General features: G+C 65.3%; 11 protein-coding genes. 6 read left to right on the forward strand and 5 right to left on the reverse strand.

Features of this window, described 5'->3' with window-relative positions:
* Positions 1–155 precede the first annotated feature (155 nt).
* Positions 156–935 (forward strand): hypothetical protein, encoded by a 780-nt coding sequence (locus AB7F49_RS14345; RefSeq protein ID WP_428523419.1) that lies wholly within the window; start codon positions 156–158, stop codon positions 933–935.
* Here AB7F49_RS14345 and AB7F49_RS14350 read toward each other — a convergent pair.
* The 3 genes from AB7F49_RS14350 to AB7F49_RS14360 are packed head-to-tail and all read right to left on the reverse strand — an operon-like array spanning position 932 to position 3,301.
* Complete coding sequence (locus tag AB7F49_RS14350; RefSeq protein WP_428523421.1) at positions 932–1,372, reverse strand: thiol-disulfide oxidoreductase DCC family protein; 441 nt, start codon at positions 1,370–1,372, stop codon at positions 932–934. The genes AB7F49_RS14345 and AB7F49_RS14350 overlap by 4 nt on opposite strands.
* Complete coding sequence (locus AB7F49_RS14355; RefSeq protein WP_428523423.1) at positions 1,369–2,685, reverse strand: SDR family oxidoreductase; 1,317 nt, start codon at positions 2,683–2,685, stop codon at positions 1,369–1,371. Before AB7F49_RS14355 ends, AB7F49_RS14350 begins: the two co-directional genes overlap by 4 nt.
* Positions 2,686–2,689: 4 nt before the next feature.
* Positions 2,690–3,301: a pyridoxamine 5'-phosphate oxidase family protein gene (locus AB7F49_RS14360; RefSeq protein ID WP_428523443.1), complete on the reverse strand. Its 612-nt coding sequence runs from the start codon at positions 3,299–3,301 to the stop codon at positions 2,690–2,692.
* 176 nt (positions 3,302–3,477) lie between these two features.
* Between AB7F49_RS14360 and AB7F49_RS14365 the strand changes: the two genes are divergently transcribed.
* Positions 3,478–5,142 carry an FAD-dependent oxidoreductase gene (locus AB7F49_RS14365; protein WP_428523425.1) on the forward strand — a complete coding sequence of 555 codons (1,665 nt, stop codon included), beginning with the start codon at positions 3,478–3,480 and terminating at the stop codon, positions 5,140–5,142.
* 49 nt (positions 5,143–5,191) lie between these two features.
* Here AB7F49_RS14365 and AB7F49_RS14370 read toward each other — a convergent pair whose 3' ends face one another.
* On the reverse strand, positions 5,192–6,178 hold the full coding sequence (locus AB7F49_RS14370; protein ID WP_428523427.1) for a 2-hydroxyacid dehydrogenase: 987 nt from the start codon (positions 6,176–6,178) through the stop codon (positions 5,192–5,194).
* Positions 6,179–6,274: 96 nt separating this feature from the next.
* Here AB7F49_RS14370 and AB7F49_RS14375 point away from each other — a divergent pair, with 96 nt between their 5' ends.
* Complete coding sequence (locus tag AB7F49_RS14375; protein WP_428523429.1) at positions 6,275–7,216, forward strand: NAD(P)-dependent oxidoreductase; 942 nt, start codon at positions 6,275–6,277, stop codon at positions 7,214–7,216.
* A gap of 8 nt (positions 7,217–7,224) precedes the next feature.
* On the opposite strand, the gene AB7F49_RS14380 is transcribed toward AB7F49_RS14375, so the two are convergent.
* Positions 7,225–8,460 carry an FAD-dependent monooxygenase gene (locus AB7F49_RS14380; RefSeq protein WP_428523431.1) on the reverse strand — a complete coding sequence of 412 codons (1,236 nt, stop codon included), beginning with the start codon at positions 8,458–8,460 and terminating at the stop codon, positions 7,225–7,227.
* Between the two features lie 58 nt (positions 8,461–8,518).
* Between AB7F49_RS14380 and AB7F49_RS14385 the strand changes: the two genes are divergently transcribed.
* The 3 genes from AB7F49_RS14385 (at position 8,519) to AB7F49_RS14395 (ending at position 11,276) form a co-directional block, all read left to right on the forward strand.
* Positions 8,519–8,968: a hypothetical protein gene (locus AB7F49_RS14385; protein ID WP_428523433.1), complete on the forward strand. Its 450-nt coding sequence runs from the start codon at positions 8,519–8,521 to the stop codon at positions 8,966–8,968.
* Positions 8,969–9,360: 392 nt separating this feature from the next.
* A complete protein-coding gene (locus AB7F49_RS14390; RefSeq protein WP_428523435.1) occupies positions 9,361–10,236 on the forward strand; it encodes a branched-chain amino acid ABC transporter permease in 876 nt (291 codons plus the stop codon).
* Positions 10,236–11,276, forward strand: coding sequence for a branched-chain amino acid ABC transporter permease (locus tag AB7F49_RS14395; RefSeq protein ID WP_428523437.1), 1,041 nt, complete (start codon positions 10,236–10,238; stop codon positions 11,274–11,276). Before AB7F49_RS14390 ends, AB7F49_RS14395 begins: the two co-directional genes overlap by 1 nt.
* Positions 11,277–11,315: the final 39 nt, after the last annotated feature.

The raw sequence follows: 11,315 nt of genomic DNA on the forward strand, positions 1-11,315 counted from the left end.
CGCGCATTCGCGATAATCCCGCCGATGCGAGCCGTTGTCGCGGAGTGTCATCATTCACATTAAGACAAGCGCAACGCGCATGACCGCATAAGCGCACATATTGCGAGAGCAGCTCGAGCGACATCGGCAGCAGGCCGCGGACTGAGAACCGCCTCATGAAAATGATCCACGAGATGCGGGAGCGGCAGGCCTGGGAGCAGCAGAAAACCGCCGGCCCGCTGCCGATCATTCTCGGCGCGGTGATCGCATTCGGGATCGGGCTCCTGGGCGTGAGCGGGGCGATACGCGCGCCCACGCTGCTTCAGGCCAAGACGCAGATGGTCCCGGTTGCACCGCGCGACGGCGCGACGGCCGGCATCAGGATCGACACGTCATCGCAACGCATCGGGCGCGCCGAGACCGCCCCGCTCCTGAAGCTGTGCGTGCCGTTCTCGCGGCTCGGCTTCGAGCACGTGGACCGGGTGCCGCCCGGCGACCTGTACCGCATCCTGCAGACCGCGAGCGGCTTCTCCCGCATCGCCTCAGTGGCCGGCGTCAAGCAGAACGCGGTCGACGAGGCGCAATTTGCCGCGGTCTGGGGCGACGTCGCCGACTGCATCTACCGCCAGAATGGCTGGATGCTTTGCGATCCCGACAACCGCGCGCTCGCTGTGGAGGCAGCGACCACGCTGGTTCGTCAATTGTCGACCGCGGTCAAGGCCGACAAGCAGTCCGACGCGCCGGACGGGAAGCGCTCCGCAACGCGCACTCAGGAGCGCGCTTATGCATTGCGGAACGCACATGCCATCAAGACGCGCGTGCTGGCGAGCTTGCGCACGCATGCAAGCGAGCGCCGCCTGATCGCCTCGGATTTCGGCCTGTTCACGCCATCCGAGATCGCGCAAATCATCCGCGAGACCAAGGTGACGCGCGACGCCTGCGCAGCGCGGAACTAGCCGATCACCCGGTCCGCATAACGCGCGCCGCCCATCCAGCACGCCTCGTTGCGGCCGAACCAGCGATAGCGGTTGCGCGCGATCATGGAATAGAGCGGATCGCGCAGGGCCTTGGGAACGAGTCTGAACACCCGCACCCAGCCATAGCCCGGCAGGGCGGAAATCGCGGCAATTGCAGAGTCCGATTTCAGATTGACCGTGCCGTCGATCAGCACCGCGTTGGATTGCGGATTGTCGGGGTCGATGCCGTATCTCTCCGCCAGCGCGCGGCCGAAGGGCGACTGGATCGCGGTAAACAGGAATCTGCGCTCCGCATCGCGCTGCGCGACGAAGCGAAACCAGCCTGAGCACAGCACGCAATCGCCGTCATAGAGTATCAGCGCCGGTCCGCTTGCCTGACCGAGCGTCCTGAGCTGCGGATCGTCCGGGCTGATCATCGATCATCCGAGATCGCGAGCGCGACCATCATCAGCACGATCGCGGGTCCGGTCTTGACCAGCGCGCCGAGCGGTTCGATCCAGAGCGCAGGCGTCAGCACCGCCGTTCCCAGCATATAGCCGACCGCGACCACGATGCCGGCCACCAGTCCGATCCGGCTCGTGCGGCGAAACGCGATGAGCAGGCCCACGACAATATCCGTCAGGCTCGACACGATCACGAAGGCATGCGACTGCCCGCCCGGAAACCCGGACCTTTCCATCATGTCGAGCGCGTCGCCATAGGCGACGGTGATCGCGATCAGCCCGGAGACCAGCCAGAACACCGCAAGCACGGCGACAATCAGCGCCTTCAGCAGGTAAAGCCGTGCGAACCAGCGGTTTTCCACGGTCGCGGGTCGCTCATGCAGCAGCGTATCGAGCGAGCGCGGCGAAACGCCGATGTCGGTCATCCAGCGCGCCGGGTCGCCGAGGACGCCACGCCGCAATTCAGCGATGGCCGTCGATCGCATCGGCGGCGACCAGCCGAGCCACGACGACAGGTCGCCGGCCTTCGCGCCGAGATCGATCGCGAATTCCGGCATCCGCAGCCGCCACGGCCAGACGTCGCCGAGCCAGTGGCGCAGCCGTGCGATCACGCTCTGCATGGTGTGCGGGTCGGGATGCATCAGGTCATAAACGGCGGCATACGGCTCGCCCGGCTTCCAGCGATCGGCGATGCGCGCCACCGTGTCAGCGATGTCCTCGACCGCGACATAACGAAACGGGCGTTCCGCAAGGCCCTGCGGCAGGTCGACCGGAAGCGCCGCAAGCGCACGCAGCATCGCACTGCCGCCATAGGGCGCGGGCGCGATCACCATGCCGGGGCGCAGGATCGCGTGCGGCAAACCGGACTCGACAATCAGCCCGTCGGCGCGACGCTTGCTCTGCGCGAACGGCGTGGTATCGCCGCCGGCCTCGCCCGGAATCGAGGTGTGGATCAGCAGCACGGGCCGCCCGATGGCGCACAAGGCCGCGATCAGCCGCTCGATGAAGCCGTCATGCGCCTCGTGCGTCGACTTGCCGGGCTGATCCTGCAGCACGCCGATGCAGTTCACGACCACGTCCGCCCCGCTCTGCGCGATCAGCGCCTTGAGCCCCAGCACATCGAGGCTTGCGATCGGCGTCTCGCGCACGGCCTCACCGAACAGATCGCGCTGGGCGGCAGAGAACCGCCTCGCCGCCGCCGTCACCGCAAGACCGCGCCGGATCAGATCGCCCGCCACGAATTGCCCGATCAGTCCGCTGGCGCCAAGGACAAGGATTTTGGTCACCGGATCACCACAAGGTTTCTTTGGCACGCTGCGGCCAGGCCGAATCATAGGCCACGCCGTCGATGCGCGCGGCGCTGATGGCGGAGAGAATCTGTCCCGCGCTCGGAAGCGATGCCGGGTCGACGTGGCGGCCCGGATTCCAGAGGTCCGAACGGATCACCGCCCGCGCGCACTGGAAATAGACCGATTGCACATCCACGATCAGGACGCTGCGCGGCGGCTTGCCGTCCATCCTGAAGCTGCCGAGCAACGCAGGATCGATTGATATCCGCCCCGTCCCGTTCACCCGCACGGTGCCGCCGGAACCCGGAATGAGAAACAGAATTGCGACGCGCGGGTCGACCAGGATATTCCGAAGCGAGTCGATCCGGTTGTTACCGCGACGGTCCGGAAGCATCAGCGTGCGCTCGTCCGCAACCCGTACGAAACCCGGCCGGTCACCGCGCGGTGAGCAATCCAGCCCCCCGGGCCCCGCGGTCGCCAGCACCGCAAATGGCGACGCCTGGATGTAGCGCGCGTATTCGGCGGTGACGCGGTCGGTCTCCTTCACGATCGAGGCCTCGGCGGGCACGCCATAGATCGCCTCAAGCTGTCCGATCGTGGTGACCATTGTCATCAGCGCCTCCGGGTCGATCCTGCAGGCGTGGAGGTACCACGCCCGCGGGTCGCGCGGAATACGCCCGGTCATGATGGCATCGCAAGACGCCATCAGAATAAGCAAAAGCCGCATGGCCGCAGCAGCGGAATGGCACTAGGAATAGGCATTGCGTCCAAGACGAAAGGGATGCCGTCTTGCCCTCCACAAGCGTCGCGATCACGCCGCAAACCTACGCTCGCTATGCGCAGGCCTTCCCGACACTGACTCCGCAGGAGCTCCAGCGCCTGCGCCGTTTCGGCGAGACGCGCCGCTTCGCCGACGGCGAGGCCCTGTTCCTGACGGGTCAGCCGCGCGGCATGCACATCGTCCTGTCCGGTCATGTGATCGCGAGCCAGCGCGACGGGCTTGGTCATGTGACGCCGATCCTCGATTGCGGTCCCGGCCAGTTCCTGGCCGAAGTCGGATCGCTGTCCGGCGAGCCGTCACTGGTCGACGCGCATGCGGAGGGCGAGGTCGAGGCTGTCGTGATCCCGCCCGAGGGACTGCGGCGCCTGCTGATCGCCGAAGCCGAGCTCGGCGAACGCATCATGCGGGCGATGATCCTGCGCCGCGTGTCTCTGATCCAGAGCGGCGTCGGTGGCACTGTCATCGTCGGCGCACCGAATTCCGTGGATGTGGCGCGGATCGAGAATTTCCTTACCCGCAATGCCTATCCAAACCATCTGCTCGACCCTGCTTCCGACGCGGAAGCGCGAGACGTGATCGCCCAATACGCACCGCAGCCGGGCGATCTGCCTCTGGTCATCACGGCCGATGGCAAGGTGCTGCGCAATCCGGACGACACGACGCTCGCCCATGCGCTCGGCATGCTGGAACAGATCGACCCGAACAAGCTCTACGATGTCGCGGTGGTCGGTTGCGGCCCCGCGGGTCTCTCGACGGCGGTCTATGCCGGCTCGGAAGGTCTCTCCGTGATCGTGCTGGAACAGCGCGCCTATGGCGGCCAGGCCGGCGCCAGCGCTAGAATCGAAAATTATTTCGGCTTTCCAACGGGCATATCGGGGATGGCGCTGGTCAGCCGCGCCTTCGTGCAGGCGCAGAAATTCGGCAGCGAGATCATCATGCCGATGCCTATCACGGGGCTCGACTGCACGCGCGACGACGGCACATTCGCGCTGGACACCGGCGAAGGCGGCCGCATCCGCGCGCGCGCCGTGGTGATTGCCAGCGGCGCACGCTATCGGCGGCTCGCTATCGACAATCTCGAAACATACGAAGGCCGCGGCGTCTGGTACTGGGCCTCGCCGATCGAGGCGCGGCTGTGTGCGAATGAGGACGTCATCCTCGTCGGTGGTGGCAATTCGGCAGGTCAGGCGGCGGTATTTCTGGCCGACCATGCCTCCAGGGTTCGCATCATGGTGCGCGGCGAAGGACTGGCCGCCACCATGTCGCGCTACCTCATCGACCGCATCGAGGCCGCGCCAAATATCGAAGTGATGCCGCATACCGAGGTGGTCGGGCTTGCCGGCGACGGCCGGCTCGAGCGCGTGCGATGGCGCAACCGGAAGGGCGGTGCGGAGGAGGAAGCCGCGATCGGCAACCTGTTCCTGTTCATCGGCGCCGATCCTGCGACCGCCTGGCTTGCCGATTGCGGCATCGAGCTGGATCGCGCCGGCTTCGTGGTGACCGGCAGGGAATGCTCGGGCCGGCATGGCGAAAATCCGCTGCAATCCAGCATGCACGGCGTGTTCGCAGTCGGCGATGTGCGGTCGGGCTCGGTCAAGCGGGTCGGCGGCGCGATCGGCGAGGGCGCGCAGGTGGTAGCCGCGATTCACCGCTATCTGGCGGGGCTCGGCTAGACTAGACATCGCGGCCGCTACCGGCTCCGGCGCCTGACCTGCAACGGCCTCACGCCCCGGGCGCGAAAATCGACGGATTGATGCAATTCGGCGGCAGCCGACCCTCGGCGATCGCGGCGATGTTGTCGACGACGACATGCGCCATGCGCTCGCGCAATTCCATCACCGCACTGCCGAGATGAGGCGTGAGCACCACATTGTTCATGGTGAGCAAGGCGCGCTCGATCTTCGGCTCGTGCTCGTATACGTCGATGCCGGCGCCGGCGATGCGCCCGTCGGCGAGCGCCTGCGCCAGCGCCTTCTCGTCGACGATCGGCCCGCGCGAGGTGTTGATCAGAAACGCCGAGCGTTTCATCAGCGCGAATTGCCGTGCCCCCATCATGTGATGGGTCTCGTCATTGAGCGCCGGGTGCAACGAGATGAAGTCCGCCTGTCCGAGCAATTCCTCGAAATTGGCCGGCGTCACACCAAGCGCGCGTTCCTCATCGCCCGACAGCCCGCGCGGGTCGGAATACAGCACGGTCATGTCGAAGCCCCGTGCGCGCCGCGCCATCGCCTGCCCGATTCGGCCGATGCCGACCAGGCCGAGGACCTTGCCGCTCACCGCCACGCCGGCAAGATGGTTGGATTGGGAACCCGGGAACACGCCCGAACGCACCACCTTGTCACCCTCCACGATCCGGCGCGCCACCGCGAGCATGAGACCGAATGCGAGGTCGGCAGTGGCGTCGGTCACAACCGCCGGAATGTTGGTGACGATGATCCTGCGGGTGGTCGCCTCGTCGACGTCGATGCGATCGGGCGTAATCGTCATCGAGGCGATGGCTTTGAGGTTTGGATTGGCGGCTAGCACATCGCGGTCGATCGTGTCGTGCAGCAGGCAGAGGATGATGTCGGCGCGTTTCGCCGCCTCGATCAGCTTGGGCGTCGCCAGGATGCGGCTGGAATCGTGGTTGACCTCGACCTCGGCGATCTCCTTCAGCCGGAACAGCGCGCTCTCGGCGATCGGCTGAGTGACATAAACCCGCGGACGCATACGACTCCCCCGACTTCGCGGGTCTACCGCCCGCGCCAGAAGCCATATAGTAACGGATGCGCGCGGCCAAGAACTGGAGATGCGGGGAGGCTTGAAGTGGCAGCAGGGTCGAAGGGCAAGGTCGGCATTATCGGCCTCGGCATCATGGGCGGCGCATTTGCGCGCAACCTGGTCGCCGACGGCTGGATCGTCGCAGGCGTCGATACCGACCCGAAGCGGCGCAAGGAGATGACGAAAGCCGGGGTGTCCGTTTCCGACAGTGTGAAAGAACTGATCGCGGAGGTGCCGGTCGTCATCACCAGCCTCCCCGGCGCGAAGGCCTTGCACGCGGTCGTGCAGGAGATCGCGGACGCGAAGGTCAAGCCGCGCATCGTGATCGAGGCTTCCACCTTCGCGCTCGATGACAAGCTTGCCGCCGAACGGGTGCTGCGCAAGGCGGGACACACGATGCTGGACTGCCCGGTCTCCGGCACCGGTGCGCAAGCCGCCGTCAAGGATCTGGTGGTCTATGCCAGCGGCGACGCCAAGGCGATCGCAAGGGTGATGCCGGTGTTTGCCGGTTTCTCGCGCAAGACCGACAATCTCGGCGCCTTCGGCAACGGCAGCAAGATGAAGTATGTCGCGAATCTGCTGGTCGCGATCCACAATGTCGCGGCCGGCGAAGCCATGGTGCTCGGCATGAAGGCCGGCCTCGATCCCGAGCAGATTTTCAAGTTCGCCAATGGCGGCGCCGGCCAATCGCGCATGTTCGAGATCCGCGGGCCGATGATGGTGAACGACGATTACTCGGTGCCCACCATGAAGAACCATCTCTGGCAGAAGGACATGGCGGTAATCGGGGAATTCGCCAACAAGCTCGGCGTGCCGACGCCATTGTTTTCCGCGACGCTGCCGATCTATGCCTCGGCGCTGTCCGTCGGTTATGCCCAGCAGGATACCGGAGCGGTCTGCGGCGTGCTGGAGAAGATGGCGGGATTGAAGAGAAGGAAAAAGAGGAAAGGGAAGAGGAAAAACCAGGGTTCGTCGCGCCCCGCATGACGTCCTGATCAGGCATACAGAAAATCAAGCGTCGCGGTTTCTTCCAGCACCGCTTCCGCAACGGAATGCCGCGCCGCCAGCGCCGCCTCCTCGCTGCTGCGCGCGGCCTGCAGATAGGCGCCGAGATGACGCGCGCGCTGCACCATGCGCAGACCCTCCGGCAGGCGCTGCGCCTCGAAATGCCGAAGCGCAGCGGTGATGTCGTCAGTGCTGCCGAGCGCCGCCGTCAGCGCCGCCGCATCGCCCGCAGCCTTGGCGACGCCGGCACCGACATGCGGACGCGCCACAAAGGCGGCGTCGCCGATGATGGCGATCCGGCCAAACGCGATCCGGTCCGACACCAGATCGAAAATCGGCTGCAGGATCGGCTGGTCGACAAGGCCCACCGCCTCGACAAATTGCGGCGCAAGAAGCCGACCGGCCGCTTCTCTCATGGCGGCGATCGAGGCCCGGCTGATCAGGGGCGGCGGGATCGATATGGCATGCCGGGCTCCGCTCTCGTCGGTGAGCAGCGCGGCAAGCCCGGTGTGTTCATCGGCGGGCCGGTACCAGATCATGTTGTAGCGGCGCCGGCCCGGCCGGACATCGTCATCGGGGCCGGCGACCGGATAGCCGAGCATCTGCTCGCCCGGCGGCAGGCAGAATGCCATCACCGGAAAGATATCCCGGTGCACCTGCGGCGGCATGGCGGATTCGGCGATCAGCGCACGCCAGGCTGCATAGCCCGCATAGAGCGGCTGGCTCTCCGGCGCGCAAATGCCGCGCACGGTCGAGCGGATTCCGTCGGCGCCGATCAGCAGATCTGCGGTCACCCGCTCGCCGGAGGCGAAGATCGCCGTGACGCCGTCTCCGTCCTGCTCGATCGTCGCGAGCGAATGTCCGCGATGATAATGCACCTGCGGAAATGCGTCGCGCAGGATGCGATAGACCCGTTCCCAGGATGTCATCACCTGCGGACAATCGATTTCCAGGGTGAGACTCCCCGATGGATCGAACAGCCGCCGTTTCTGCACCGCAACACCGAGCGCACCGGTGTCGACCCCGAGAGCCCTCAGCGCCGAAAGGATTTCCGGCTGCGCGACGATACCGGCGCCACGGCCGGACATCTCTCCTTCGACCTTTTCGTAGAGGTCGACCTCCCAGCCCTCCGCGCGAAGCATGAGACCGGCAAACAATCCGCTCATCGAGCCGCCGATCACGGTCACACGGCGGCGGCGTTGGGCATGCTTTGCGGAAGGCGCCATTTCACCGGGACCCGAAAGTTGCTATAGTAACCACTATGATGAGACAGGAGGAACCGCCATGGCCATGACCATGATGGAGAAAGCAGCCCTCAAGACCGACCACACGACATGGCCGGACGCCCTTGCGAAGGAATTCGAGCGCGAGCGCGCCAATCCGAACCCGTGCGTTGGCTCCCGCCTTCTTTCGGAGAATGAAAGAGTGCGGGTGTGGGAAATCCGGCTGCAGCCGGGGGAGAGAATCGGCTTCCACCGCCACGTGCTCGATTACTTCTGGACCGCCGTGTCCGGCGGACGCGGGCGCCAGCATGTGCATGACGGTTCGACGGTGGAATATACCTACCAGCCCGGCGAGACCCGGCACGAGACCTACGCCGCAGGCGAGTTCAAGGTGCATGACCTCGAAAATCTCGGGGACAAGGAAATGGTCTTCATGACCATCGAGTTCCTCAATTCGGCCAACGAGGCATTGCCGCTGCCCGAGCAGGTGCGAAGCAAGGCCGCAGCGTAGCGGCTCTCGCCTGGGTCTCGCTACGCAATGCCGCATCGCCGCAGGCTGGCGCAGCCAGCGCAATCCTTGCGGCGTGCGGCGCGTTGCCGGATGGCGCGCAATTGCACAAGTTTTCAGGACCCTGAATTGCGGTTCGCAGGCCGGTGCCCGCAAACCGCGGTCCACCTCAGCGAAGCGCAAGAGGCGCGGGCGGGTCGATCGATTATCGCCCACGCACCCCTGCGCCAAATATGCGCTAGCCAAGCCTTCCGGCTTGCGGCAATACTCCGCCCTCAAAGCGCAAGCGGCGGCCGCCGGGAGGGCGGACGCCGAACAACCAACAAGCGCGGGCGGGGAGAGTTATGGCGTCATGCATCCGGCGTACCGGGCCTTCGTGTTGAGGATTGCCCGGCATGGATTTTCCCGTACAGCTTTTCATCAATGCCCTGATCGCAGGCATCCTGCTCGGCGGCTTCTATGCCGCGGTGACGGTCGGCATCTCGATCTCGTTCGGCATTCTCGACATCGTCAACATCGCGCATCCGGCCTTCATCATCCTTGGTTCCTACATCGCCTATATCGCCAACCAGCGGCTCGGACTTGACCCGATCCTCGTCAGTATTCTGGTGCTGCCGGCCTTCTATTATCTCGGCTCGCTGATCTATCAGGTCTACTATGTCTCGTTCGAGAAACGCGGGCAGGAAGCGCTGCGCGGGCTCGCCTTCTTCTTCGGGCTGCTGTTCGTCACCGAAGTCGTGCTGATCCTGGTGTTCGGCGTCGACTATCGCTACGTGCAGGCCGGCTATATCGACACCACGATCCGCTTCTCGTTCCTTGACCTGCCGATGCGCATGGTGGTGCCGTTCGTGATCTCGATGGTGCTTGTATTCGGCTTGCAGCTGTTCCTGACCAAGACCTTCACCGGCCGCGCCATCATGGCGGTGGCGCAGGACCAGCTCGCATTGTCGCTGATGGCCGCGGACCCGATCCGCATCAAGCGCATCGCGTTTTCGATCTCGATCGCCACCGCGGCGATTGCGGGCGCTCTGCTGATCATCATTCAGCCGGTCGAGCCCTCGGTGGGACGCGAATATATCGGCCGCGTATTCGCCATCTGCGTGCTCGGCGGCATGGGCAGCCTGCCGGGTACGGTGATCGCGGCCCTCCTGCTCGGCATCGTGGAAAGCATCACTTCGACCTTCTACGGACCGTCCTGGGCGCCCGCCGTGGCGTTCGGCTTCCTGCTGATCACGCTCGCCTTCCGGCCTTCCGGCATTCTGGGGCGATAATGCGCAACTGGCAGTTCTTTCTCGTATCGCTGGCCGTTGCGCTCGTTGCGTTCTTCGCCGCGCGGCTCCTGGGCAACGACTACCTGTTCTTCGCGGGCTATGTGGTGCTGCAATTCATCGTGCTCGCCACGGCCTGGAACATCCTCGGAGGGTATTGCGGCTACGTGAATTTCGGCTCCGCCGCCTTCTTTGCCATCGGCGCCTATACCACGGTGGTGATGACCAAGCTGCCCGCATTCGCGAACCGTCATCTGCCCGAGGATATCGCGGCGCTGGTCGGCATACCGCCGATCCCCGTCCTGATCTTGCTGGCCGGCGTCGTGGCGGGGCTGGTCGGTCTCGGTACCGGATATCTGACGCTGCGGCTGCGCGGCGTGTTCTTTGCGATCGCAACGCTCGCGCTCGCCGTGGTGCTGCAGACGCTGATCGTGAACTGGGACTTCGTCGGCGGCTCGCGCGGCGCCTATGTGATCCGGCCGGCCACCGTGCCGGTTCTCGGCATCAACTACATCGAATACCTGTTCCTGGTGATGCTGGTTCTCGTGGTGGTGGCGCTCACCACCGCGCGTGCGATCGAGCGATCGCGGCTCGGCTTCGGCTTTGCCACCATCCGCGATGACGAACTGGCGGCCGAGGCCTCCGGCGTGCCGACGCTGAGGCTGAAGCTGGTCGCGACCACCTTGTCCGGCGCGTTCATGGGCATGGCGGGGGCGCCTTTCCCCTATTACATCGGCTTCCTTGAGCCGTCGTCGGCCTTCGGCCTTGCCTATGCCGTGAACGCCATCGCGATGCCGATGATCGGCGGCACCACAAGCTGGGTCGGACCGCTGCTCGGCGCCATTCTGCTCGGCACGCTGCAGCAGCTTGCCACCGTCACCATCTCGTCGGCGGTCAGCCTGCTGATCGTCGGCCTGCTGCTGGTATTCTTCGTGATCATCGCTCCGAACGGCCTGATCGGGCTCTGGCAGCAGGTTTTCGGTCGCAAGAGCAGCGAAGCCGATGAACCCGAAGCTCCCAAGCCCGCGGTGAAGACCTCATGACCGCGCCGCTTCTCAAGGGCGACACTGGCAGCAAGCGTT

The sequence above is a fragment of the Pseudorhodoplanes sp. genome (assembly GCF_050250235.1).
Lineage (GTDB): Bacteria > Pseudomonadota > Alphaproteobacteria > Rhizobiales > Xanthobacteraceae > Pseudorhodoplanes.